The sequence below is a fragment of the Methylobacterium sp. J-070 genome (genome assembly GCF_022829385.1).
In the GTDB taxonomy this organism is placed as follows: domain Bacteria; phylum Pseudomonadota; class Alphaproteobacteria; order Rhizobiales; family Beijerinckiaceae; genus Methylobacterium.
This window is the reverse complement of the sequence record NZ_JAKSXX010000038.1, coordinates 1-24366: the sequence shown is the minus strand read 5'-3', so window position 1 is coordinate 24366 and position 24366 is coordinate 1. Positions and strand designations below refer to the sequence as shown.

24 protein-coding genes, 3 pseudogenes and 1 other annotated feature are annotated in these 24366 nt (G+C 67.8%); of the genes and pseudogenes, 11 read left to right on the top strand and 16 right to left on the bottom strand.

Translation table 11 applies throughout. The features are described from left to right. The first annotated feature begins 77 nt into the window (after positions 1 to 77). From nthA to MKL01_RS01655, 3 genes are read left to right on the top strand one after another with little or no spacing between them, the layout of a single operon-like run. The gene (nthA, locus tag MKL01_RS01665) at positions 78 to 722 is read left to right on the top strand and encodes a nitrile hydratase subunit alpha (protein ID WP_243903539.1); all 645 of its coding nucleotides are present in this window, start codon (positions 78 to 80) and stop codon (positions 720 to 722) included. Further along, the gene (gene nthB, locus MKL01_RS01660; RefSeq protein ID WP_243903498.1) at positions 719 to 1381 is read left to right on the top strand and encodes a nitrile hydratase subunit beta; all 663 of its coding nucleotides are present in this window, start codon (positions 719 to 721) and stop codon (positions 1379 to 1381) included. Before nthA ends, nthB begins: the two co-directional genes overlap by 4 nt. Further along, on the top strand, positions 1365 to 1709 hold the full coding sequence (locus MKL01_RS01655; RefSeq protein WP_313901431.1) for a nitrile hydratase accessory protein: 345 nt from the start codon (positions 1365 to 1367) through the stop codon (positions 1707 to 1709). Before nthB ends, MKL01_RS01655 begins: the two co-directional genes overlap by 17 nt. A 62-nt stretch (positions 1710 to 1771) precedes the next feature. Here MKL01_RS01655 and MKL01_RS01650 read toward each other — a convergent pair whose 3' ends face one another. The 7 genes from MKL01_RS01650 to MKL01_RS01620 all read right to left on the bottom strand — a co-directional run bounded on the left by MKL01_RS01650 (position 1772) and on the right by MKL01_RS01620 (position 7537). Then, the gene (locus MKL01_RS01650) at positions 1772 to 2215 is read right to left on the bottom strand and encodes an amidase family protein (protein WP_243903496.1); all 444 of its coding nucleotides are present in this window, start codon (positions 2213 to 2215) and stop codon (positions 1772 to 1774) included. A gap of 151 nt (positions 2216 to 2366) precedes the next feature. After that, positions 2367 to 2885, bottom strand: a complete 519-nt coding sequence (locus MKL01_RS01645) for a DUF2867 domain-containing protein (RefSeq protein ID WP_243903495.1) — start codon at positions 2883 to 2885, stop codon at positions 2367 to 2369. Positions 2886 to 3255: 370 nt separating this feature from the next. After that, positions 3256 to 3630 carry a VOC family protein gene (locus tag MKL01_RS01640; RefSeq protein ID WP_243903494.1) on the bottom strand — a complete coding sequence of 125 codons (375 nt, stop codon included), beginning with the start codon at positions 3628 to 3630 and terminating at the stop codon, positions 3256 to 3258. 34 nt (positions 3631 to 3664) lie between these two features. Further along, on the bottom strand, positions 3665 to 4261 hold the full coding sequence (locus MKL01_RS01635) for a dienelactone hydrolase family protein (RefSeq protein WP_243903493.1): 597 nt from the start codon (positions 4259 to 4261) through the stop codon (positions 3665 to 3667). Positions 4262 to 4499: 238 nt separating this feature from the next. After that, on the bottom strand, positions 4500 to 5441 hold the full coding sequence (locus MKL01_RS01630; protein WP_243903492.1) for an alpha/beta hydrolase: 942 nt from the start codon (positions 5439 to 5441) through the stop codon (positions 4500 to 4502). 194 nt (positions 5442 to 5635) lie between these two features. Continuing rightward, a complete protein-coding gene (gstA, locus tag MKL01_RS01625) occupies positions 5636 to 6256 on the bottom strand; it encodes a glutathione transferase GstA (RefSeq protein WP_243903491.1) in 621 nt (206 codons plus the stop codon). Between the two features lie 54 nt (positions 6257 to 6310). After that, a complete protein-coding gene (locus MKL01_RS01620) occupies positions 6311 to 7537 on the bottom strand; it encodes a Gfo/Idh/MocA family protein (protein WP_243903490.1) in 1227 nt (408 codons plus the stop codon). Here MKL01_RS01620 and MKL01_RS01615 point away from each other — a divergent pair. Further along, positions 7532 to 8470 (top strand): LysR family transcriptional regulator, encoded by a 939-nt coding sequence (locus MKL01_RS01615; protein WP_243903489.1) that lies wholly within the window; start codon positions 7532 to 7534, stop codon positions 8468 to 8470. The two genes, MKL01_RS01620 and MKL01_RS01615, sit on opposite strands and share 6 nt — an antisense overlap. 283 nt (positions 8471 to 8753) lie before the next feature. Next, positions 8754 to 10151, top strand: a complete 1398-nt coding sequence (locus tag MKL01_RS01610; protein WP_243903488.1) for an amidase — start codon at positions 8754 to 8756, stop codon at positions 10149 to 10151. A gap of 279 nt (positions 10152 to 10430) precedes the next feature. On the opposite strand, the gene MKL01_RS01605 is transcribed toward MKL01_RS01610, so the two are convergent. From MKL01_RS01605 to MKL01_RS01590, 4 genes are all read right to left on the bottom strand, one after another. Continuing rightward, positions 10431 to 11318: a glutathione S-transferase family protein gene (locus MKL01_RS01605; RefSeq protein ID WP_243903487.1), complete on the bottom strand. Its 888-nt coding sequence runs from the start codon at positions 11316 to 11318 to the stop codon at positions 10431 to 10433. A gap of 340 nt (positions 11319 to 11658) precedes the next feature. After that, on the bottom strand, positions 11659 to 12570 hold the full coding sequence (locus MKL01_RS01600; RefSeq protein ID WP_243903486.1) for an alpha/beta hydrolase fold domain-containing protein: 912 nt from the start codon (positions 12568 to 12570) through the stop codon (positions 11659 to 11661). Next, the gene (locus MKL01_RS01595) at positions 12564 to 12860 is read right to left on the bottom strand and encodes a hypothetical protein (protein WP_243903485.1); all 297 of its coding nucleotides are present in this window, start codon (positions 12858 to 12860) and stop codon (positions 12564 to 12566) included. Before MKL01_RS01595 ends, MKL01_RS01600 begins: the two co-directional genes overlap by 7 nt. Positions 12861 to 13277: 417 nt before the next feature. Beyond that, the gene (locus MKL01_RS01590) at positions 13278 to 13667 is read right to left on the bottom strand and encodes a tautomerase family protein (RefSeq protein ID WP_243903538.1); all 390 of its coding nucleotides are present in this window, start codon (positions 13665 to 13667) and stop codon (positions 13278 to 13280) included. An 829-nt stretch (positions 13668 to 14496) separates the two neighbouring features. Here MKL01_RS01590 and MKL01_RS01585 point away from each other — a divergent pair. Then, positions 14497 to 15748: pseudogene (locus MKL01_RS01585) on the top strand (IS3 family transposase). Next, positions 14779 to 14917: a sequence feature (AL1L pseudoknot), on the top strand. Its footprint overlaps the pseudogene before it by 139 nt. A gap of 355 nt (positions 15749 to 16103) precedes the next feature. Here MKL01_RS01585 and MKL01_RS01580 read toward each other — a convergent pair. After that, positions 16104 to 16814: an SDR family NAD(P)-dependent oxidoreductase gene (locus MKL01_RS01580; RefSeq protein ID WP_243903484.1), complete on the bottom strand. Its 711-nt coding sequence runs from the start codon at positions 16812 to 16814 to the stop codon at positions 16104 to 16106. A 75-nt stretch (positions 16815 to 16889) separates the two neighbouring features. Then, entirely contained in the window at positions 16890 to 17885 is a 996-nt protein-coding gene (locus MKL01_RS01575) for a LysR family transcriptional regulator (RefSeq protein WP_243903483.1), read from the bottom strand. Positions 17886 to 18071: 186 nt separating this feature from the next. On the opposite strand from MKL01_RS01575, the gene MKL01_RS01570 reads away from it, so the two are divergent. Together MKL01_RS01570 and MKL01_RS01565 are read left to right on the top strand one after the other, a co-directional pair. Next, positions 18072 to 18593 (top strand): GlcG/HbpS family heme-binding protein, encoded by a 522-nt coding sequence (locus MKL01_RS01570; RefSeq protein ID WP_243903482.1) that lies wholly within the window; start codon positions 18072 to 18074, stop codon positions 18591 to 18593. 233 nt (positions 18594 to 18826) lie between these two features. Further along, a complete protein-coding gene (locus MKL01_RS01565; RefSeq protein ID WP_243903481.1) occupies positions 18827 to 19141 on the top strand; it encodes a hypothetical protein in 315 nt (104 codons plus the stop codon). Between the two features lie 13 nt (positions 19142 to 19154). Here MKL01_RS01565 and MKL01_RS01560 read toward each other — a convergent pair whose 3' ends face one another. After that, a complete protein-coding gene (locus MKL01_RS01560; protein WP_243903480.1) occupies positions 19155 to 19610 on the bottom strand; it encodes an Rrf2 family transcriptional regulator in 456 nt (151 codons plus the stop codon). Positions 19611 to 19702: 92 nt separating this feature from the next. On the opposite strand from MKL01_RS01560, the gene hmpA reads away from it, so the two are divergent. From hmpA to MKL01_RS01545, 3 genes are all read left to right on the top strand, one after another. Next, a complete protein-coding gene (hmpA, locus tag MKL01_RS01555; protein WP_243903479.1) occupies positions 19703 to 20944 on the top strand; it encodes an NO-inducible flavohemoprotein in 1242 nt (413 codons plus the stop codon). 65 nt (positions 20945 to 21009) lie between these two features. Then, positions 21010 to 22077, top strand: a complete 1068-nt coding sequence (locus MKL01_RS01550; protein ID WP_243903478.1) for an NAD(P)H-dependent flavin oxidoreductase — start codon at positions 21010 to 21012, stop codon at positions 22075 to 22077. A gap of 181 nt (positions 22078 to 22258) precedes the next feature. Next, positions 22259 to 22513 carry a hypothetical protein gene (locus MKL01_RS01545; protein WP_243903477.1) on the top strand — a complete coding sequence of 85 codons (255 nt, stop codon included), beginning with the start codon at positions 22259 to 22261 and terminating at the stop codon, positions 22511 to 22513. A gap of 878 nt (positions 22514 to 23391) precedes the next feature. On the opposite strand, the pseudogene MKL01_RS01540 reads toward MKL01_RS01545, so the two are convergent. Together MKL01_RS01540 and MKL01_RS01535 are read right to left on the bottom strand one after the other, a co-directional pair. Next, positions 23392 to 24231 (bottom strand): annotated as a pseudogene (locus tag MKL01_RS01540) (IS630 family transposase); the annotation flags it as partial. Beyond that, a pseudogene (locus MKL01_RS01535) lies at positions 24174 to 24366 on the bottom strand (IS630 family transposase); the annotation flags it as partial. The pseudogenes MKL01_RS01535 and MKL01_RS01540, both read right to left, overlap by 58 nt.

Below are 24366 nucleotides of genomic sequence, written 5' to 3'. Positions count from 1 at the left end.
GAGGGTTCGGGATGATGTTCGCGCTGACTAAGATCGGCGCGCTGACAGCGCGCGACGACGTCGGGAAAGGTTTGCCGATGAACAACGACCACGGGCACAATCATCATGGGCACGATCATCACGATCGCGGCAGCGCCCTGTCGGAGACCGAGTTGCGGGTGCGCGCGCTCGAGACGCTGTTGGTTGCCAAAGGCTACGTTGACCCGGCCGCGCTCGAGGCGATCATCGAGACGTACGAGACAAAGATCGGGCCGCGCAACGGCGCCCGCGTCGTGGCGAGAGCTTGGAATGATCCGGCCTATCGCGACTGGCTTCTGCGGGACGCCACCGCCGCGATCGCCGCCCTCGGCTTCGGCGGCCGGCAGGGCGAGCACATGGTGGCCGTTGAGAACACCGAGGCGCAGCATAACCTCGTGGTCTGCACCCTGTGCTCCTGCTACCCCTGGCCGGTGCTCGGCCTGCCGCCGGCCTGGTATAAGAGCCCGGCCTACCGCTCGCGCGCGGTGATCGACCCGCGCGGTGTGCTGGCCGAGTTCGGCGTCAGCCTGCCCGCGGACCGGCAGATCCGGGTCTGGGACTCGACCGCCGAGACGCGCTACTTCGTCATTCCGCAGCGCCCGCCCAGCAGCGAGGGGCTCGACGAGGCGGCGCTCGCCGACCTCGTCACTCGCGACTCGATGATCGGCGCAGGCGTCGCCCGTCAGCCGGCGGCCGCCTCATGAACGGACCGCAGGACGTCGGCGGCATGATGGGCTTCGGCCCCATCGTGCCGGAGCCTGAGGCAGTCCGCTTCCACGCGGACTGGGAGAAGCGGGTGCTCGCCGTGACGCTGGCGGCCTCGGCCACCGGCGTTTGGACCATCGACGCCATGCGCTTCAGCCGGGAGTCGCTGCCCCCGGCCATGTATTACGGCTCGTCCTACTACCGGATCTGGCTGGAGGCGCTGACGAACCGGCTGATCGCGGAGGGGATGGTCACGGCCGAAGAGGTCGCGGCCGGAGCGTCTCGGGAGCCCGCTCGTTCGGTGCCGCGAGTGCTCCGCGCGGAAGCGGTCAGCCCGGCGCTCGCCGCGGGCACACGGTACGCGCGTGAGCCGTCCGCGCCGGCGCGCTTCTCCGTGAATGAGGCCGTGCGCATGCGGGTGATCAACCCGCCGACCCACACCCGCCTGCCGCGCTACGTGCGCGGAAAGGTTGGGACGGTCGAACGGGCGCACGGCGTCTTCGTGCTGCCGGACACCAATGCCCACGGCCTCGGCGAGGACCCGCAATGGCTCTACACGATCCGCTTCAGCGGCACCGAGCTGTGGGGTGTGGAGGCTGACCCGACGCTAAGCGTCTCGGTGGATGCCTGGGAGAGCTATCTTGAGCCCGTCACCTGATCGGTCGAACAGCGAGGCGCCTGTGTTCCGCGAGCCCTGGGAGGCCCAGGTCTTCGCGATGGCGGTGTCGCTGCACGAGGCGGGACTGTTTACCTGGCCGGAATGGACCGAGGCGCTGGCGGCGGCGATGCGCGCCGATCCCGCCTCCGCGCCCTGCGGCGAGGCCACCTATCAGGCTTGGCTCTGCGCCCTCGAGGCGATCCTGGTTCGCAAGGCCGTGACTGACCGGGATGGACTTGCCGCGTTGCGGGATGCCTGGGATCTAGCTGCCCGCTCGACCCCGCACGGGCAACCCATCGTCCTCGACGCGCGCCGCGCCCATGGCTGAACGGCGTGAGCGTCGCGCGCCGAGCTCGTCAGGCTCCGTCGATCCGAGTGCCTATCGCACCCTCACGCTGCCATGGGCGGGGTCGCACGGTGAAACGCCGTTGCGGCTTCGAAGGCGAGGCCGATGCGAAGCGCTTGTGCCTCATCGAAAGGCCGGCGGACGATCTGCAGCGAGATCGGCAGGCCCATCGCGGACAGCCCGTTCGGTATAGCGGGCGCGCAGAAGTCGATCTGGTTGACGAAGCGCGTCAGGACCGCCGGCGTCGTCGCCTCGTCCACCTTGGCGAGCGGGATCGGCAGGGTGCGCGCCGTCGGGACGAGCAGCGCATCGACCGTGCCGAAGGCCTGCAGCATCTCGCGGGCATCGGCCTCGGCGCGCCAGCGGGCGGCGATGTAGGTCCGCGCGTCTACGGCCCCACTTAGGATCCGCCGGCGCACGCCCGGATCCATCGGGGGGCCAGAATCCTCGGCGAACGTCCCATAGAGCGCGTAGGCCTCGGCCATCATGATCTCATCGCCGTTGCAGCGGACGTTTTAGGCTGAGCGTCGAGCCCTCTGTGGTCGCGCCCGGGGTGCGTGCCTCACGGAGGATGTAGTGGCCTGTTCCAGGTGACCGCCCGACCCCTGATCGTCAAAGATTTGTTTTTCGTCCGAACGGTCAGTCGCGCGACGCCTGCCGCAGGGCCGATCGGACGACCAACACGTGACCAGCCATGATCGCGGCAAGGTAGCCCCGGCCGAGAAGACCGTGGCAACGCACAATCGTCGTGGCCGTTAGATCCTTCCTGCCGTCCGGCCGTGCGGTCAGCATCAGGGACAGGCGAAAATCGAGGTGCCGGTCGTCCTTGCCGAGCACGATCTCCCGTTCCGAGCGCGACAGGACCGGGAAAAAGTCGATCCGGTCGGCATCCCGGCTGCGGAGGTGATCACGGATCTGGCGCGAGGTTCGCACACCGAAAGGACGCACGGCTGCGTCGCGCAACCGCATCGCGAGTCCGAACCACGGTGCGGGATTTCGGAGCGACCGCTCGGCCAGGGCAGCCAGGTCATGTGGTTCCCGTCCTGGCAGCGTCACTGCGAAGGCGTCGGCGAGGTCGGCTCTTTCGTACCAGCCCGCGATAGCGCTCGCCCTCGGCGGCGGAACGGACCGTACGCCCGTGCCCGATGACGAACCCATCACGATGCTCCCGTGGTCATGCTGCGTCCATGCACCGGGTGACGACTCCCAGGCTTGGATCTCCGGACGAGACCGGAGGTCCCCGACGCCTACTCGTACCACCGTCGGTCGCCTCCGTCGCAGGCGAACCGGATCCACTCGATCCCGTCGAAGTCGAGCTTCCGGCATGCGATTGGCCGGACCCGATGTGATGGTACCAGATCACGTCCCACGGCACCGTGACGGACGGAGCGGCGCGACGTCTCGTACGGCCGAAGCTTGCTCCGGAGCCCCTCCTCGTCTGCGCCAAGCGTTCGCCGGCGCGTCGTTTAGAGTGCGTGCGAGGCGGATGTCGCGTGCCCCTCCGAGAAACGATCGAGGGCCGCCCTCGTCACCTCGTCGGCTTGGACCGTGCGGTCAGCTTGTTTCCGTCCGGATCACGGAGGTAGGCGACGAAGGACCCGTTCGGGCGCTCCGCGGGCGGGCTTTCAATCGCGGTACCGCCGAGCTTGGCGCCAGCCTCGTGCCACGCGCGAACGTGGTCCGGGCTCTCGGCGGCGATACCGATGGTCCCGCCGTTGGCCGCGGTCGCCGGCTGCCCGTCGATTGGCTTGGTGATCATCAGGCGACCGCCTTCGTGGGCGTAGATCAGCCTGCCCTTAGCATCCATCTCACCCGGCTTGCCGCCCAACGCGGCGAATGTGGCGTCGTAGAAGGCTCTTGACCGGTCGAGATCGTTGCTGCCGATCATCACGTGGGTAAACATGTCTGCTCCATGATGAGGGGCTGGCACAATCGTACTATCGACCGCCGACGCGGGGCTGATCGTTCGGACGATGCAGGATGCGCCCATACAACGCGATCAATTCGCTCCACCCGCGTTCCGCGGCCACTCGATCGTAGACTGGGAAGTCCGGGATCATCCAGCCATGTTCGGCGGGATAGGTCTCGGCACGGAATGTCACGCCGGCGTCGCTCAGCGCGGCCTCCAGGGTGGCGGCCATCTCGGTCGGGTAGCTACGGTCGTCCTCGGCCGCCGCGACGTAGACCTCGGCCTCGATGCACGGTGCGCCACGGTGGGGACTGGTCGGCGCGTCGGTGGCGAGGTTCCCGCCGTGAAAGCTCGCGACGGCGGCGAAGCGGTCGGGGAACGCGGCCGCCGCGCCGAGAGCCATGCCACCGCCCATGCAGAAGCCGACCGCGCCGATACGTCGGCCAGCGACGTCGCCGCGCGCGTCAAGACAGGCGATGAGTGCGCCCGTATCTTCGGCAGCCTTGTCGTTCCCCGTCGTGGCCATCAGCGGCCCCAGGATCGCGCGGAAGTCGCCTGCGAGGACGTTCCTGGGCACGAAGGGGCCGTAGGGTCCGTAGCGGTAGAAGAGGTCCGGCAGCAGCACGACCTAACCTGCTCCCGCGAGCCGTCGCGCCATGTCGATCATGGCGGGCCGGATCCCGCCAGCGTCCATGTACATGACCGCGCCCGGCCACGGCCCCTTGCCGTCGGGCGTCAATACGTGCGTGGGGCATTCGCCATCTGAGGTGCGGACGACGACGTGTTCATGCGGCATGACGCGGCTCCGGGAGCGGGATGCGGCAGGGAATGGAGGGGCGGGTGACGACCAACGCGTAGGGCCGCTACCGCATCCCGCCGTCGAGCTTCTTGCTCCGGAGCCAGGTCCGGACGGCATCGATGTGCTCCGCAGCCCGCTCCAGCGGTAGCCAGTGCCCAGCTGGCAGGCTCACGACAGTCAGGTCGCTACAGGCCGCACGCATTGGGTCGCCCTGGCGATTGCCGGCGATAGTGCAGACCTGATCGAAGTGGCCGTCGATGAATAGCACGGGCTGAGAGAGGCGGCCGTGATCGGGGGCCTGCCGCGCGTAGGCGACGGCGGCATCGTCGTTCAGGTACCACGCGCAGGGCGGATGGAAGCCCGTAATCTTGAACGCCCGCACCAAATCGTCGAAATCCGCCACCGACCAGATTAGCGGGTCGCGCTCAGTCGGTGGGGCCCGGTGCGCGTCGCCGAAGCGCCCCCCGTTCCGCGTCACCAACGCGAGCGGTGCGACCTCGCCGAGCGTGGCCGGGCTGCCTGACCGAAAGATCGAGGCCAGCGATGCCCTGCGGTCCGCGTCCAAGTCCGCCACCGCCGCCTCGAAGTGCGTGGTGTAGAAGCGGTAGTAGTCCCACTGGCCGTCCGGGTACCGGTCAGCCGGGTAGATCGTCCGGTCGACGAGCGGGACCAGCGTCTGCAGGGCGTGACCGGCGGGCTGATAGGCCAGCGAGGTCAGCCCCACCCCGCGGCTGCGCTGCGGATGGTGGGCGGCCAACGCGCCGACCACGACACAGCCCCAATCGTGGCCGACCCAGATCGCGGGCTTGCCGCCCAGATGGTCGTGAAGCTCCACCATGTCGGCGACGACGTTCTCGACGGCGTAGGCGTCGATCGCCGCGGGCGCGGACGAGCCGCCGAAACCGCGCAGGTCGGGCGCGACGCAGCGCCACCCGTCGGCGGCGAACGCCCCCATCTGGCTGCGCCACATCAGGCCGATGCTCGGCCAGCCGTGGAGGAAGATCATCAACGGTCCGTCGAACGGTCCGCATTCCAGGTAGTGCGTTCGGTGGCGAGGGGTGCCGAACGAATGCGAGACAAGCGCAGGCGAGGACATGCCTAAAGCTGCTCCTGACTAGGCGGCCACGCTCGATCCGACGCGCGACGCGCGTCGGATCGTCTCCTCGTTCGACGCCGCATCGACAACCTGTCTGTACAGTGTCACGCGCGCTTCTCCCCCTGCCTTTCCGCTGCGAGGGCCTCCCGCACCGAGGGCCGCGTTGCCACGCGTCCGGAGAGGTCGATCATGCGGGGGAACGGGCTCAAGTTGAAGCCGGTGATCGATGCCCAAGCCTGCACCACGAAGAGGTAGATGTCGGGCAGGGCGAAGCTTTCGCCGGCCAGGAAGGGGCGCCCATCCGCGAGCGCCCGCTCGACGATGAGGAAACCGCGGTTCAGACTCTCGGTCGCGGCGGCCCGAGCGTCCAGTGATACTCTGGGATCGAACAGGGGGCCGAACGGCTTGTGCAGCTCGGTGCCGATGAAGTGCAGCCAAGCGTTGGCCCGGCCGCGCTCGACGGTGCCCGGCGGAGGAACGAGGATGCCGGGTGCGTGGACGTCCGCTAGGTACTGCGTGATCGCGGGCCCCTCCGTCAGAACCTCGCCGTCGTCGAGTTGCAGGGCGGGCACGTAGCCCTTCAGGTTGACCGCGCGGTAATCCTCTCCGGATGCCGTCTGCTTGGTTGCGAGGTCGACACGCTCCAACGTGAACGGCAGGCCGAGTTCGCGGAGCACGATGTGCGGCGAGAGGGAGCACGAGCCGGGAGCGTAGAAGAGCTTCACTGAAACCAACCTGCAGAGATCCTCGGGGATGGGACCGCGCTTGGCGCGGGGGCATCAGGTAAGCGGAGACTTGGCGACCCCGTCCTGTGCGGCCGTGCGAGCCGCTTCCATCGTCTCGCGCCGCCGGCGGGCGTCCGAGAACGTCACCGAACTCCGGGATCCCGTCAGGATGTCGGCGGCGAAGGCGTCGTAGGCGCGGGCGATGTTACGGGCCGGTTCTGCAAGCGCCCCCAGACCTCCGGGGCCCTCCGCCGTATCCGGAGGCGGAAGGGCGTCCCAGCGCTTAGTCTCGGCATCCCAAACCTCCAGTCTCAGGGGATGCCACATCAAGTAGCCGGCGGACGAGATGCGTAGCACCCCTCGCTCGCCCTGGATCTCCCAAGTGAAGGACGGGTCGCCGCTTCCGGCCCGCATCTGGAAGCTCGCGACCGCGCCGTCTTCGAGCAGCCCGCAGACGGCGATCTGGTCGGGAGACGTGGCCGTCCTCGTCTCACCCGTCTGGCGCACTCTGACGCGTGGCTTGCTGACGGCGGTGACGGCCGAGACAGTCACTAGTTCGCCCAGGACGAAGCACAGGGCATCGATGTAGTGCCCACTGTGGATCGTGAGCGGATTAGCCCCGTTCGCTGCATCGAGCAGGTAGGCGTTGCCCTCGTCGACGGAGCCGACCGAGAGCTCGTCGTAGGCCAGGAGCGACGTCGAGAGGATGCGGCCGAGCCGGCCCGTAGCCACCAGGTCTCTCGCCTGACGAAGCCAAGGCGAGAACCGACCTTGGAGACCGACCGCTGTCGCCACGTTCCGATCCCGGGCCAACGCGTCGAGGGTGCGCGCCTCCTCGACCGTGCGCCCGAACGGCCATTCGCAGTACACTGGCTTGCCACACAGGAGCGCCTGCCGCACGAGCCCGAAGTGATCGGGCGCCTTCACAGCGATGACGACCGCATCGACCTCCTCGTACTCGATCATGGCCGCGGGATCGCCGAACCAAAGCGGCGCCCCGAACGCGTCAGCCGCAATGCGTGCCGACGCCTCACTGCGGGTCGCGACGGCGTGCAGGGTCAGCGAAGGTATCGCTTGTAGAGCCGGCACATGCGCGGACCCGGCCCAGCCGCGCCTCGGCGTCGCGCCGACGATGCCGATCCTGATCTTCCCTTCGCGCACCGCTCCATCCCGCATCGTATCACTCTCTTCGGCCACCTCACGACGAGTTTGGCGTGTTCGGGTGCGTGCGATAAGCTCGGATGGATGGAATGGGTCGTTGAATGAGATCGCACGATGCAACGTCCAAGCTTCGACGATCTTGCCGCCTTCGCGGTGGTCGCGCGCCTGCGCAGCTTCCGGCGTGCGGCGGCCGAGCTTGGGACCTCGACCTCGAACCTGAGCCACACCATACGGCGCCTGGAGACGCGGCTCGGTGTCCGACTTCTCCAGCGCAACAGTCGCAGCGTGTCTGTCAGCGAGGCCGGAGAGGCCGTGCTCGGCACCCTCGGACCGGCGCTTCAAGGGATCGAGAGCGTCCTCCAGGCCCTAGACCGCGGCCGGCAGGGCGTATCGGGAACGCTCCGGCTCACAGCAACACGACAGGCCTACGAGGCTGTCATCCGCCCCGTCCTGCCGGCGTTCGTAGAGGAACACCTGGAGGCGACGGTTGAGGTTCTCGTCGAGTATGCCTTCCGGAATATCGTGGCCGACGGGTTCGATGCCGGCATCCGGTTCGGGGAGAAGATCGAGCGAGACATGATCGCCCTCAAGGTCGGCCCTGACCTGCGCATGGCGGTGGTCGCGTCACCCGGCTACCTCGCGCGGTACGGCACGCCCAAGCATCCCCGTGACCTCGTGCGCCACCGTTGCATCCATTACCGCATGACGTCGGCCGGCAACCTTCTCCCGTGGCGGTTCCGCAGGGGTGGAGAGGAGTTCGAGGTACGCGTATCGGGCCCGCTGACCTTCAACGATCCTTCGCTCACGCTGGACTGCACGCTGCAGGGGCTCGGCGTCGGCTACATGCTCGAACCAGACGTCGCCACCGAGATCGCGCGAGGTTCACTAGTCCGGTTGTTCGAGGCGTGGACGCCGCCATTTCCCGGCTTCTTCCTCTATTATCCCTCGCGTCGACAGATGCGGCCGGTGTTCGCGGCGTTCCTGGACCTTCTCCGCCCTCTCGCGGCGTCCCGGCACTCTGACGCCCCCCGCGCGCATGTCGGGGCGGGGTGAGCGCACGATCGTGTTTCGCCCCGGGACGGTCACGGCCCTTCGCGCGCATTGCTCTTCGGGCGACGGGTTGCATCTTCGTCTTCGGTGACAGGCTGCCCGCCGAGGCCGTCAACGCCTCTGGTGTCTCCATAGCCCCGCGCGACGCGATCAGCCGCGCTTCGATCACGACCTCGGCTTGACGCAGCGTCTCGCCGAGCTGGAAGATTCGGCCGAGAGTGGAACGCGCCAAGCCACCGGTACGTGCCCTGAGGCCTAAGCCACACTCTCAGTCTGAGGATTAGCCATGCCCTTCGAGGACGCGACCGAACAGGCCGCACAGGTGGCGGCGAAGAGCATATCGCCGGTCGAGCTCGTGCAGGCTCACATCGATCGGATCGAGGCGGTGGACCCGCAACTGAACGCGGTCGTGACGCTCGTGGCTGAGCGCGCCCTCGCGGAGGCACGGGCGGCCGAGCAGGCCGTGCGGCGCGGCGACGACCTCGGGCCGCTTCACGGCGTGCCGTTTACGGTCAAGGACTCGCTCGATACTGCCGAGGTGCCGACGCAGCGAGGCTCACCGATCTTCCGGGGACGTATCCCGACCGTGGACGCGACCAGCGTCGCCCGCCTTCGGCATGCGGGCGCTATCCTGCTCGCCAAGACGAACCTACCCGAGTTCTCGTACGCGATTGAGACCGAAAACCTGCTTACTGGCCGGACCAACAACCCTTGGGATCTAAGCCGGACGCCGGGCGGATCGAGCGGGGGCGAGTCGGCGGCGATCGCGGCCGGCCTATCGCCGCTCGGTCTCGGCAGCGACGTCGCGATCTCCGTGCGTGGCCCAGCCGCTCATACCGGGATTGTGGCGCTTAAAGCGACTCACGGGCGCATCCCAACCACGGGTCATTGGCCCGAGGTGCCCAGGCGCCTTTGGCATGTCGGCCCCATGGCGAGGAGCGTGCGCGACGTCGCGCTCGCCTACCGACTCCTCTCCGGACCGGACGGGATAGACGGCTACGCCAACAGCCCGGTCGAACTCGACTTGGGCTGCGGATCGGAGCCGACCAACCGATTGCGGGTCGGATGGCTGGTAGAGCCCGGTTTCGGACCCATCGACCCTGAGGTGGCGGCGACCGTCGCCGATACGGCGAGCGCGCTGTCGAGCGCCGGCTTCGACGTCGAGCCCATTCGAATCCCAGCGCTAGAGGAGATTGACGGCATCGATCTATACCTCAAGCTACAGGGACCTGAGGTGAAGCCCGTCGTCGCGGAGGCGACCGCCGGGCACCACGATCAGATCTTCAAGTACGCCGCGCGGATCTTGGCGGCGCCGGATGTGGAACTACGGGAGTACGTGGCCGCGAGCCAAGCGGTCGAGCGCCTCAGGGGCGGGTTCGCAGACTTCTTCCGTCGCTACGACGCGCTCCTCTGTCCAGTCACCCCAGTGCCGGCGACACCGCACGGCCTTTCCGAGCTCGTCCTCGAGGGCCAGAGCGTCACGGCACGGCACATCCTACGCGCAACAGTCCCGTTCAACCTGACTGGTCTTCCTGCATTGTCCATGCGCTTTGGCACGAGCCGCGAGGGATTGCCGATTGGCGTACAGATCACCTCCCGGTGGTTTGCCGAGTCGACCGTCCTGCACATCGCGGCGCAACTGGAAGCCGTCAGCGCAGTGGCGGGTCTGCGACCACAACTATAAGGCCGCCCGCAATGGGTACGTTGCGGCCTTCGGATTGAAGTGTGATCAAAAATTGGTATCTCGCAGCAGCAAGTCGCGGCAATCGTCAGCTTCGAACTTTTGCTTCCTGGCCGAGCGAGCATTGAAGCAGAATAGCCGCACCCAGCCAAACCCTGCTGACGCCGAAGGCCCTCACTTATTTTAGACAGGTGGCTTCGGGTAGCACCAGTGCCTAGCGTTGACATTCGCGCGGCGTCAGCGCCCGCCTCAACGAGGTAGTGTGGTGAAGCTCGTTACCGTTCAGTGGGCGACGCTCGCCGTGTTCACCCCAGGGAAACAGACTGCTGCCAATGTCCGATCCGCCGCCGCGAGAGCACGCTGCCGGTCCGCTACCATCCCGCGCAACGCCTCAGGCAGTTCCAGCTCTCGCGCGATGGCTGATTGTTCCAAGAGCCTGTATCGCCACGCCGCAACGTGCGGATGCAAGTCACCGATCGGATAGCCGGCGTAGGTTAGGCGCTCGACGTAGACCAGCCACGCCACGTCGACAATCGAGAGGTGGTCGCCCAGCACGTGGTTCGACGTGGCGAGGGCAGTGTCCACCCCGTCGAGTGCGTCGCGCAGCCGGGCTGCCGACGCCCGCGCCTGCTCGTCGCTCACTCCGTTCTCGAGGTAGCTGGACCAGAATAATACCTCTCGCTCGACATCGCCGTCCCGCGCGCCCTGGACTGTGCCGGCGTCGGCAGCATAGCGATCCAAGTCCTGCCGCGACTTCGTAGGATGAGCGGGGTCGAACAGGAAGCGGAAGGTCAACGTTCGCAGATCGAGATGCAGGTCGTTCTCGTGACGCAGCATCGCCGCGACCTCTTCACGCCTGTCGGCCGGGACGAGACGGGGTTCGGGGTGCTCCCGCTCCAAGTGGAGGATGATGTCGTTGCTCTCGATGTGAACGACGCCATCCTCTACTATCGCGGGTACTAGGCCGCGCGGGTTAATGCCAAGGTAGTAGGGGGTAAGATGCGCGTTGGCGACGATGTCGATTGGATGGCTGCGCCAATCAAGGTCTTTAAGATTGAGAAAAATGCGCAGCTTCTGCGAGCAGGACGATAGGGGATAGTGAAAGACGTGCAACCCCTTCCAGTCGAGCACTTCTCGCGTCCGGATGTCAGCTTCGACTAACTGCACCATATCGCTACCTACTCTTGACGATCCTGGTCCTTTCATACGCTTATCGTCGACATCAGAGAAGCCTGACACCCCATCGCGCCTAGCGATGGAAGAGGCAGTCCGCATTTCCGGCGAACATCATCTAAAGCAGCCATTCTGCTTACGGCCAACTCCAGTCACACTGGCGGACGCCCATGAATTACTGGGCAGGGTGGAAAGCGGTCCGACCGCTTTGAGTACGGAATATGTCGATAGCTGTCCTGGTGCTCGGAGTTGCTTTCCCGAAAACGATCGTGTTTCGGGAGAGCATCAGTTTTCGGCGATCGTGAAACTTCTGGTAGAGAGCAAGGTACCTTAGGGCTCAAGCCGGCAATGCATCACGAAGGAATTGCCCAGCCCGCTCGAACGACTGGCGGGCAGCGGCGAGTTGACCGACGCGCGCCTGGAAGACGTGAGGCATGCCTTGCCAGATATCGAGTGTCACAGCTGCTCCGGTGCTGGCGACCCGCGTGGCGAAGGCGATTGAGTCAGCCAGCAGGACCTCATCCTCTCCGACATCGATTCGGATCGGGATCGTGGGCATGACCGGGCCGAACAGCGGCGAGGCCCGGAGATCGCGGGCGTTCTCCCCCTGAAGATAATTTTTGGCCAACGCGGCCAGCGCTGTACAGCTAAAGATCGGATCGGCCTCGGCACGGCTGATATAGCTTTCGCCATTCAGCGTCAGGTCTGTCCATGGCGACATGACGGCGACTGCTTCCGGCTTCCGGTCGCCATCGGTGAGGGTAGCCAGGACGGCCAGGGCCAGACCGCCGCCAGCAGATTCCCCTGCTATGATGACCGGGCTGTCCGGCGATGCTGCGAGGCCACGATAGGCGGCCAGCGCATCGTCATAGGCTGCCGGGAAGGGATGCTCGGGCGCCAGCCTGTAGTCGGCCACGAACGCATCTGCACCGCTGCCGGCGGCAAGGTGGCTGGCGAAGTTGGCAGTTGCGGCAGACGATCCCAGCATATAACCGCCGCCGTGCAGGAACAGCAGCCGGGCCGAGGTTGGTTCGGCCGCGACCCGGCACCATAGACCCGTAACGCCACCTACGCTGCCGAGCTCGATCCACACACCGGCTGCAATCGGGGTGGCAGACCGCCCCGCGTCGAACATTGGCCGGGCTTCAGGTCCGACGATCACGCCCTTCCGAGGTGCCATGGCAGCGCGAAACGCGACGGACGGCGCCATGTCGGATGGGTCGATCGGGTGCAGGGTGCGGTTCAGCATGAGCGTAGCTTTCGACAGCGTAGGGATCGGTTCTGCCAGGCAGCCTTGCGAGATGCATCATGCAGCATGGTGACCATCTGGCCGAGCCGGCCTTCGGCTTCGGCTAGGCGTAACGGGCGCACACGCTCCACCATCACCTCGGCCGGGATTGGTTTCTGATGGAGCAGAGCCATCGTCTCATTGCTGAAGGCATCCAGCGGCATGTAACCGGGCCGCGTTTCCTGACCGGGCGTGAGCGCGGTCAGGACGCCGGGCGGCACCAGCTCGATCACCTCGACTTTGCCCTTCAACGCCTCGCGAAGGGCTACCGTGTAGCTGTGGATCCCGGCCCCGCCCGCCCCCACCAAACCACGTCGTAGGTGTGCTCGACGACCTCGTAGGCGGCACTCGTCGCTTTGCTCTCCGGTACGCGAGACAGACCAACGAAGCGGTCGAGGACGGATGCGGGCCCGGGGCCGCGTCCGGGAGTCGTGGCTGCATGAGCGACGATCCCGGCCGAGCCGACGCGATCGCGCCCAGGCCTGGCCAGCGCCGCGTGCGCGCTCGAGACTACGGGGGAACGGCGCGCTCAGAGTCGAGGCACGGATCCGCTGGTCGGATCGATGCCCGCGCACGCCAGCGGCCGCGGCGATGCGGCGCGCCGCCGCCAAGCCGTCGCGGGGCGTAAGCCCAGGAGCCGACCGGCATTTGCCCGGCCTCGAGGAGTGTCAGAGCTCGCCGGTCAGGAACTGGGCGCGGCCGTGGCCGAAGCTCCAATCCTCGTCCGCATTCGTGACCATCGAGACGACCACATCCGAGGGCGCGATCCCGCACCGCGCCTCGAGGCGTTCGCAGAGCAGTCGATAGAAAGCCTGCTTCATCTCGGGGCTGCGCGGACGCGTGGTCACCTGCAAGACCACCCGGTCATCGGTCCGCGGTATGCCGAGCCCGGTATCCTCCAGGACCATATGGGCGGACGGGTGCTCCTGCACGATCTGGTAGCGATCGCCTGGTGGCACCTCAAAAGCCTCCAACATGGCTTCGTTCGCAGCATCCAGGAGTGTCCGCAGCTCGTCTGGGCTGCGGCCTTCGACGATATCGAAACGAAGAAGCGGCATGGGACCTTCCATATCATCCGGAATCAGTGGGTCGCGACGGGATCCGGAGGCCCAGGCGCACGGCGCGGCATCCGTCGCCATACGCTTCGACGACGCGCCGGTTGGGGTCCGGTCATGGACGCGGCCTATCCGGCCAGCCAACGTCGCCGCCGAGAGTTCGTCGTCTCCGGTGGTGCGAGCACGGCATGCCTCGCGATCCACGTCGGCCAACGTACGTAGGTCGCCCCCGGCATCGCAGCGAAGGCTGAGGGAAACATCACGCATCGACCCGTCCGTTTGCACGCCCGGTGAAGGGCTTTGGCGGGCGATACGTCGAACCATGGCTTCAGCGCCGTTAAACGGAAGTCGCAAGTGGGCCGTCGGGCGGATCGATACTTCATGCGGACCCCGGATGTCGGCAAGCGGAGCACGCCGTCCGCGCACGGCATCGGCGCCATGGATCGCCTGCGCGTCGCCAAACCGACGACGCGATGCATAATTCCCGGCTGGTCGGCTAGACCGGTCCGCAACGCCATGGCAATCCCCGCGCCGGCGACCTCATGGATGCAGCCCCGCAGCCGAGTCGATCGTATAGCCGGCCCGCAGAACAGCCGATAATTATTAGTTCAGATACCTCTCATCATAATCAGAGATGCATGCCGTCTATTGGCACATTTCGAACGGTTAAATAGAAAGCAGATCGGAAGCTGAGGGTCCCCCGGATTTTGGTCCGGTCAGAAGGTGAGCCTCCGGATCTATTCGGCGGCCTGCAAGGCCGCCGCCAGGGCAAATTCCTGAGGTGAACCGCCCCGGGATCTTCGGAGGCTCCAACTCTTGAGAGACTGGAGCCATGACGAAGCATACCCCACCCTTTTCCCCCTGAGGTTCGCGAGCGGGCGGTCCGGCTGATTCGGGAGCACGAGATCGAGCACGGCTCGCAATGGGCTGCGATCCAGTCGATCGCGGCCAAGATCGGTTGCTCGGGCGAGAAGCTGCGCAATTGGGTGCGCCCAGCCGAACGCGATCGGGGGGTGCGAGCCGGACCAACGAGCGACGAGCGCGAGCGGATCAAGGCGCTGGAGCGGGAGGTGCGCGAGCTCCGGCAAGCCAACGAGATCCTGAGGAAGGCGCCGGCGTATTTTGCTCAGGCGGAGCTCGACCGCCGGTTCCGGTCATGATTGCCTTCATCAACGATGACCGGGAGACCTACGGGGTCGTCCTTCGAGAGCCTCAGGATGAGGCCGATCTGCAAGGTGCTGCCGATCGCCCCGTCGACGTACCGTGCCCATGCCGTACGGCGGGCTGATCCCGGCAGGCTGCTGGCGCGGGCCAAGCGCAATGCGATGCTGATGGCCGAGATCCGGCGCGTGCACGCGGCCAACTTCGGCGTCTACGGGGTCCGGAAGGTCTGGCGACAACTCGTCCGCGAGGGGATCGCGGTGGCACGCTGCACGGTCGCCCGGCTGGTGCGAGCGATGGGTCTGGCCGGTGTCGTCCGAGGGCGCAGGGTCCGCACCACCGTTCCCGATCCAGCCGCGACCTGCCCGCTTGACCGGGTCAATCGGCATTTCAAGGCCGCGTGCCCGAACCGGATATGGGTCGCCGACTTCACCTACGTGGCAACCTGGGTCGGGTTCGTCTACGTGGCCTTCGTCATCGACGCCTTCGCCCGCCGGATCGTCGGCTGGCGGGTGTCGTCCTCGGCTCGGGCGGACTTCGTGCTCGATGCCTTGGAGCAGGCCTTGCACGAGCGCCGCCCCTTCGCTGGCAGTGGCCTCGTCTGCCACTCCGACCGCGGCTCGCAATACGTCAGCATCCGCTACACTGAGCGCCTCACTGAGGCCGGCATCGGACCGTCCGTCGGCAGCGTCGGCGACTCGTACGACAACGCCTTGGCCGAGACGATCATCGGCCTGTTCAAGACCGAGGTGATCCATCGGCGTAGCCCGTGGCGCTCCTTCGAGGCCGTCGAGTACGCCACCCTCGAATGGATCGACTGGTTCAATCACCGGCGGCTGCTCGGACCGATCGGCAACGTGCCTCCCGCCAAGGCGGAAGCCCGCTATTATGCCGAAGCCGAGGTCCAAGCCTTGGCCGCCTGACCCAAACCAAAACGGCCTCCGGGAAACCCGGCGCGGTTCAGTCGGCTGCCACAACCGTCGGCGCATGGCACGATCGAGCGGGACTTTCGGTGCCTCGAGCGTGATCGATCGACGCTGCGGGCTCGTATCGCGGCGGCGTCCGGCGGCCCCACCGGGGGACTTGCGTCCCGAGCGTCGACGATGCGACGCACGTGTTGTGTTCCCGCACGCCTCGCGACGACATCCCGCGGATCGCCGGTGGCGCGATCCGCGGCCACGTTCGTCCCATGCCGCGCCGCCACCCGGTCGGTGGATCGATTCCTTCCCGCCCGACGTGCGGGAGATGCGCCCGCGCGGACGGATCAGAGGCCGCGCGTCAGCAGCCAGCGCTCTGTCCGCCGTCGACGTGGAGTATCTCTCCGGTGACGAAGCCCGCATCCTCGAGGTAGAGCACCCCACGGACGATGTCCTCGATCTCCCCCATCCGGCCCATCGGATGGAAGCCGGCCATCATCTCGTGCTTCTCCACTGGCTGCATCGGCGTCTTGATCAGTCCGGGCGACACCGCGTTCACGCGGATGCCTTGCTTGGCATACTCGATCGCCAGGCTGCGGGTCGCTGCGTTCAGGCCGCCTTTCGTCAGGGCCGCCAGGACGGAAGGGCGGCGAGCGTCGGAACGCTCCGCCAGTGTGGTGGTGACCTGTACGATGTGGCCGCCGCGCGCCTCCATGACCGATACCGCGCGCTGGGTCATGTGGAAGAAGCCGTCGAGGTTCGTGGAGACCATCTGCCGATGCTGTTCCGGCGTGTACCGGGCGAAGGGGCCAGGTATGAAGATCCCGGCGTTGTTGACCAGGGTGTCCACCCAACCGAACCTGGCGATCGCCTCGCCGACGACGGCCTCGCTGGTCGCCGGATCGCCTATGTCGCCCGCGACCGTACGGAGGTCGGGATCGTCCGATGGGCCGATGGATCGCGACGTCGCGACGACGCGGTAGTCACGGCCGCGGAACGCCGTGACGATCGCGGCGCCGAGGCCGCGCGACGCCCCCGTGACGATGGCGACCTTTGCCTGGGAATCCTGCATGACCCAACCCTGTGCAGCCTCGCCGGCCTCGCGGCCGCGGCGATGGGATCTCTGTCGAGGGCCGGAAGATGAGTCCTAGGCGGTGTCCGTCATAGGCTCGGGCCTCGACCGACAGTCTTCCGGGGGGCGGGCGTTGTCGTCAGGGGTCGACCGCTCCATTGCCGCGAAACCCGCGAAGCGCTCGCGCAGGAGCGGTACGGCGAAATCGACGAACGCGCGCACCGTCGGCACAGAAAGGCGGGCGCGCGTGGAGAGGAGATGAACCGGGAGCGGCGCCGGCTCGTGGTCCGCCAACAGCACCTGCAGTCGGCCGTCGCTGACGTCGGAGGCGACGTGATAGGAGAACAGGCGGGTCACGCCCCTGCCTTGCACGGCCGCGGCGACCGCCACGGCCACGTTGTTGATCGCCAGCCGCGGCGCGAAACGCACCACCCGGGGCACCGACGACGAGCCGAGGAGCGGGGGGAACGACCAGGCGTCGAGACCGAAGTGGGACATGGCGACGATCGCGTGGTCGGCCAGGTCCGCCGGGCTAGCGATCGGCGTCCGGGCCTTGAGGTATCGCGGCGCCGCCACGACGACGCGGCGGACCTTCCCCAGCGCGGTCGCGACCAGCGCCGAGTCCGGAAGGTGCGCGATGCGCAACGCCACGTCGATGCCCTCCTCGACCAGGTTTACGGGCCGGTCGTGTAGGTGCAGGCGGAGGCAGACCTCCGGGTTGGCGTCCATGAAGCGGTCCAGGACCGGCCTCAGCAGCGTCTCCCAGGCGATCACCGGGGCCGTCAGGTTCAGGGTGCCCCTCGGGACGGCGTGCCCGGCGAGGGCGGCGCGATCCGCCTCGTCCAGCGCGTCGAGCATGTCGCGGCATGCCGCGTGGTAGCGCAGGCCCGCGTCGCTCGGCCTGACGAATCGGGTGCTACGGTTCAGGAGCGGGACGCCCAGGTGCGCTTCCAGCGAGGCGATCGCGCGGCTGACGGCGGCCGGCGACCGACCAAGCTTGCGCCCCGCCCCCGCCAGGCTGCCCTGGTCCACCGCGGCCACGAACACCCTCATCGCGTCGATGCGATCCATGTCCCACCGTGAATGACCCCCGACAGACGCCGCCGCGCGGCGCCCGCGCGGGGTCGGGCCGTTCGTCGCGCGGGAGACTGTCTTCCGCGGGGCGGACGTTCCTGAAACCCGGCGCGTCGGCCATCTAGCACGAACGGTCGCGCGGAATGAGGGCGGCCGCCCGGCATCGTCGCCTCGGAGAACAGGATGAACAACGCTTTCCCCGCCGCCGCGCTGGCGGCAGTCCTGATGCTGGGCAAGCCGGTCCAGGCGCAGCCGGCGGCGGGCAACAACTACCACTACGTGCTTCCGCTCGACCTCGCCCTGGAATCGGCGACCGAAGCCATTCGGTTGTGCTCCAGCCAGGGGTACCGCGTCACTGCGACGGTCGTCGACATGGATGGGGTGCCCCAGGTCGCGCTGCGGGGCGACGGCGCGACGGTGCACACGGCCGAATCGAGTTTCCAGAAGGCCTATACCGTCATCACCCTCGGCCCGGAGTTCGGCTTCGACGCGTCGAGCGGCCTCTTCGAGCTGGTGAAAACGAGCCCCTACGCGCCCAGGCTCGCGACCGTCCGGAACGTCATGGCGCTGCCCGGAGCGGTGGCGTTCAAGGCCGGCGGCGCCATCGTCGGCGCGCTGGGGATCGGGGGCGCCCCGGGCGGCGACAAGGACGAGGTCTGCGCCCGGGCGGGGCTGGCGAAGGTGGCCGGCAGGCTTCCCCAGTAGGATCGTTCGCGCCCTGGACCGACTAGGCCGGCGACGCCCCCGGTGCCTCGGCAATGCCTCGGGGCGAGGTCGGCCAGCCAGCCCGCGGCCCTCCGTCGCCGGGCGGTCGCCGGCACGGCCGGCACCCGTCGTGCCGGCGCGAAGGCCAGTCCAGCCATGCGCCGGTGCTCGGCGCGACGCACGGAGACGGAGCCATGGTTACGTATCGGATGCTCGTCCGAAGAGGCCGCGCGATGTTCGTTGAGCGTCTCGTCCACGACGTTGTCGCGGGCATCGGTGGGCAGCCGCGGTCCGGGACGGTGCCGCCCGGGACCGCGCCCGGAGGGACGGCGGCGCCGCAGCCCGCACGCCACCCGGTCGATCACCTCCGGACGACGATCGGACCGGCCGACGATCCCGGATGGGAGCAGCTCGACCTGTCGTTCGTCGACCTCCCGGCGGACGTCGCCGACGACATCTGGTCGTACGTGGTCGTCCCACGCACCCTGCGGTCGGCGCCGGCTGCGGACGTCGCTCTCGTGGGCGAAGTCGGCCGTGCGATCGGGTGACCGCCTGACCGGCTCAAGTCTCAACCCTGGAGCCGGGGGCGATGCCGAGCAAGCCGGCAAGCTCGTCCGTGGCCCCGTGCCCGAGCAGGTCCGCCAGGGTGTAGCCGTCGAGCACGCCCAGGAACGCCGTCAGCGCCTCGCCCAGCGCGCGCCGAAGGCGGCACGGAGCCGTGATCGCGCACATGCCGCCGCTGAAGCATTCGACGAGCGCCAGGTCATCCTCGGTCTGGCGCACCACGGAACCGACGTTGATCTCGCCCGGGGGACGCCCGAGGCGCAGGCCGCCCCCGCGTCCACGGATGGTGCGGACCAGGCCGAGGCGCCCGAGTTGGTGGACGACCTTCGTCAGGTGGCTCTCCGAGATGCCGTAGGCCCGCGCGATCTCGGCGATCGAGCTCTGACGCGGCTCGTTCAGGCCGACGTAGATCAGCGTCCGCAGGGCGTAGTCCGTGTAGCGGGTCAAACGCATGGCACCTCCAACGGCATAAGGTATATTTTTGTTGCACCTTATGGAAGGCAGCCATATAAGGTTCGTTAGAAATACATCTTTATGAGGTCGTCATGCCTGATCCCCTGTCCCGAGCCACCATCGATCTGGTCAAGGCCACCGTCCCGGCGCTGGAGGCGCACGGGCTGACCATCACCACCCGCATGTACGAGCGCCTGTTCACGAATCCCGAGATGCGTGAGCTCTTCAACCAATCGCACCATGGCGAGACCGGCTCGCAGCCCCGTGTCCTCGCGCAATCCGTGCTGGCATACGCGCGCAACATCGAGAACCTCGGCGTCCTCGCCGGCGCCGTCGAGCGCATCGCGCAGAAGCATGTCGCCCTGAACATCCTCCCGGAGCACTATCCTCACGTCGCCGAGGCCCTGCTGGGCGCGATCGGCGACGTGCTGGGCGAGGCTGCGACGCCGCAGATCCGGGCCGCGTGGGGGGAAGCCTACTGGTTCCTGGCCGAAATCCTCATGGGCCGGGAGGCGACCCTCTACCGGGACCGGTCGGCAGCCGTGGGCGGATGGGCGGGTTGGCGCGACTTCGTGATCGACGGCGTGACGCGCGAGAGCGAGGCCATCCGCTCGTTCGTCCTCAAGCCGGCCGACGGAGGCGCGGTCCTGCCGCATCGTCCGGGCCAGTACCTCGGGTTCCGTCTCGACGTGCCGGGCCACGGCGTGCTCAAGCGCAACTACTCGATCTCGTGCGGGCCCAACCCCAGCTCCTACCGGATCTCGGTCAAGCGCGAGGCAAGCCCGGGCACGCCCGACGGCGCGGCCTCCTCGTGGCTGCATGACCACGCCCGGCCTGGGACCGTGCTCCAGGCCGCGGCTCCCGCGGGCGACTTCGTCCTCGACCAGGCCAGCGAAGCCCCGGTCGTGCTCGTGAGCGCTGGCGTCGGCCTGACGCCCATGGTCAGCATGCTGGAGGCGATCGCCGAGACCACCCCGGATCGGCCGACCTGGTTCGTGCACGGCGCCCGCAATGGTCGCCTCCAGGCGATGGGCGAGCACGTGCGGGCGCTCGTGGACGGCCATCCCGGCCTGCACAGGAAAGTTTTCTTTAGCAGGCCCGAGACCGACGACCTGGGTGCCGGGAAGTTCGAGTTCCTCGGGGTCGTCACCGCGGACTGGCTCTACGCCAACACCCCCAACGCGACGGCGACCTACTACATCTGCGGACCCCGATCCTTCCTGGATTCAATCGCGGGCGGGCTGGCGCTGTACGGTGTGACGTCCGACCGCATCAGGTTCGAGTTCTTCGGGCCGACTGAGGAGCTCCTACAGGACGGGCGCGAGGCCGCCTAGGACGGCGCCCCGATACCCGATTCCGGCCTTCCGGCCGGATGGCCACGAGCCGAGGAGCGGCACCAATGTCGACAATTGCACGGTTCACGGAACTGCTCGGGGTCGACCACCCGTTGGTCCAGGCGCCCATGGCCGGGGTCTCGACGCCCGACCTCGCCGCCGCCGTGTCCAACGCTGGGGCGCTCGGCTCGATCGGGATCGGCGCGAGCTCGGTGGCCCAGGCGCGCGAGATGATCGCCGCCACGCGCGCCAGGACCGACCGGCCCTTCAACGTCAACGTGTTCTGCCATCCGGCCGCCGCGCGCGACGCGGAGCGGGAGACGGCGTGGCTGGCCCACCTCGCGCCCCTGTTCGAGGAGTTCGGCGCCAAGGCGCCGGAGAGCCTGCGGGAGATCTACAGGAGCCACCTGGACGACGAGGAGGCCTATCGGCTGCTGCTCGAGGTCAAGCCGCCGGTCGTCAGCTTCCACTTCGGGCTGCCGCCCGCGGAATGGCTCGCCGCGTACCGTGCCGCCGGCATCCCCATGATGGCCACGGCCACGAACCCCGAGGAAGCGGCTCGGATCGACGCCGCCGGCATCGACGTGATCGTCGCGCAGGGCATCGAGGCGGGCGGCCATCGGGGCATGTTCGACCCCGAGGCGCACGACAGCGCCCTCTCGACCTTCGTGCTGGTCAGCCAGATCGTGCGCCGGACCTCCCGCCCTGTGGTCGCCGCCGGCGGCATCATGGACGGAAGCGGCGTGCGGGGGATGCTCGCGCTCGGCGCAGCGGCGGCCCAGCTCGGGACCGCCTTCGTGCTGTGCCCCGAGAGCGCGGCCGACGCGACGTACCGGGCCGCCCTGCGGAGCGCGCGCGCCCACGACACGCGGCTCACCTCCGCCATCTCCGGCCGTCCCGCCAGGGGCATCTCGAACCGCCTGATGCTGCACGGGCAGGTTGTGGGAAGCCCGCCCGCCTGCGGCTACCCGATGGCCTACGATGCCGCGAAGCAGTTGCATGCCGCGGCCGCGGCAGGCGGCAGCGACGCCGCCGCGGCCCAATGGGCCGGGCAGGGAGCGCCGCTCGCCCGGGAACGCCCCGCGGCCGCGCTTGTGGTCGATCTCCTCAATGAGATGCGAACGGTTGGCTGATCAACGCCACGACAACACGGTGCTGACCGGCCGATGTCAGCGCGGAGTCTGCGGATCGTCGGGCGATCGCCGCCCGGCGTCGAGGGAGAGAACGGCCGGTTCGGCATGACAACCATCGCCCGCAGAGGCGAGACGATCATCCACGCTCAAAGCATCTCGAACAGACAGGAGAACGTGTACCGTGACCAAGTCGACATTCATCGCATTGGGCGCCCTGTGCCTCGCGTCGGGCGGCGCCGTGGCCCAGGGGGGCTCGCCCTTCAATTCCTCGGGATCGCAGGCGGGCGGCCCGCTCGCCGGAATGGAACGGCGTGCGGGCGCGCCGGGCGGCGCGCCCTCGGTCTGGTCCGGCAAGGCGGGTCGAACCGTGGGCGTGCCGGTCCGCTCCCCGCATCGCAGCGGGCGGCGCGGCCCGCGCGTACGGCCCTTGGGCTGAGCCCGCAGTACCTCGGTCGGCTTCGAATGTGCTGGCCGTACCGGGGATGATTCCCTCGGAGGAGTACCTGGGGAGGGGGCGGGACGTAACCGTCTCGCCCCTCGCCGATCCAGAGGGCCGCCGGTCCACTTATTCCTCGGCGGCTACCGCCTCCCCCTCGCGTTACAGCCGAAGATAGCAGCCTCTGGGGGTAAATCGACATCCGGCGTGCAAGTGTCGTGATCAGTGCATGCTACGTCGAGATTCTCGATCGGCAGAAGGAGAGCATCGTTGCCCGGGTCACAGCAGTTGCCGTAGTCGAGGAGCTTCGGCCCGCCACCGGCAACAGGTTGCGCCCGCGACGGAGGTGGCCAGGACGCGACAGCGAATACCGAGGCAGCCGGGCCGATGACGATGCGAGGCGCTATCCCGAAGGCCTTCCCGCACCTTGGCCCCATCCGCGGTGACGGTACGGAACTCCGCCAAGCACCATGCGTCCCTCCGGGTGGCGCTCCGAACCGCGCTCATCAATCGGCGAACGCTCCGCCCGTGTGGTTGCCATCGCGTTCGTTCTGCAACCTCTTCCACGACATCGCACAGGATCGCGAGCGGCAAATGCGGCGGCCGGAATAGGTTAGCCGCCGCCACCGCCACCCCCGCCGGTTCCGGGACCGCCGAGATTGCCGTCCTTATTCGGCGTGTTCCAGTGGATGATGCCATCATCCGGCGGGCGCAGCCTCGTAGCTGGCAGTCCTGGAGGAATGAGTCGCGGCGCTTCAGTTCTTGCGCGAGGGGGAGTGTTCGCTCGATGATGCCGCGCTGTAGCTTGCGTGCCCCAGCAAGGTACCAGCGCTACCACGAGCCACCAAATCGCTGCGCCTCTCATGGTCGACCCGACTCTAGTGGTTCGAGTCTAACGCTTGATGCCCGCGTTTGGCGGCTTGGATGATGCGATCCGGGTCCGCGGTCCAGACGAAAGGTTTTGGGTTGCCGTTGCTCTCGGCGATGAAGCGCTTGATGGCGGCCTGAACCTCGACGAGAGAGCCAAACACACCCCGTCGCAGCCGTCGTTTTGCGAGTTTGGCGAAGAAGCCCTCGACGGCATTGAGCCAGGAGGCGGAGGTGGGGGTGAAGTGGAAGGTCCAACGCGGGTGGCGGTCGAGCCAGGCGCGGACCTTCGGGTGCTTGTGAACGGCGTAGTTGTCTAAGATCGCGTAGACGAGTTTTCCGGCCGGGACCGCCGCCTCGACCGCGTTGAGGAAGCGGATGAACTCCTGGTGCCGGTGGCGCTGCATGCACCGGCCGATCACCTTGCCCTCCAGAACGTCCAGAGCGGCAAACAAGGTCGTGGTGCCGTGGCGCTTGTAGTCGTGGGTGCGCGTCGTGGGCTGACCCGGCTTCATCGGCAACGGGTCCTGCGTGCGAGCGAGGGCCTGGATCTGAGACTTCTCGTCGACGGAGAGCACCACGGCATGGGCTGGTGGATCGACGTAGAGTCCAACCACATCGCGCAGTTTGGCGGCGAAGGCCGGGTCGGTGGAGAGCTTGAACTGCCGGACCCGATGCGGCTGCAGGCCGTGCCCGCGCCAGATCCGCTGCACCGACGAGACGCTGATGGATGCAGCCTTGGCCATGGCAGCCGCCGTCCAGTGCGTGGTCTCGCCGGGTGGCTCTCCCTGCGTCAGGGCCACGACGCGCGCCGCCACCTCCGGGCCGAGGGGCGGGATGCGGGCTGGCCGTGCCCGCGCCAGATCCGCTGCACCGACGAGACGCTGATGGATGCAGCCTTGGCCATGGCAGCCGCCGTCCAGTGCGTGGTCTCGCCGGGTGGCTCTCCCTGCGTCAGGGCCACGACGCGCGCCGCCACCTCCGGG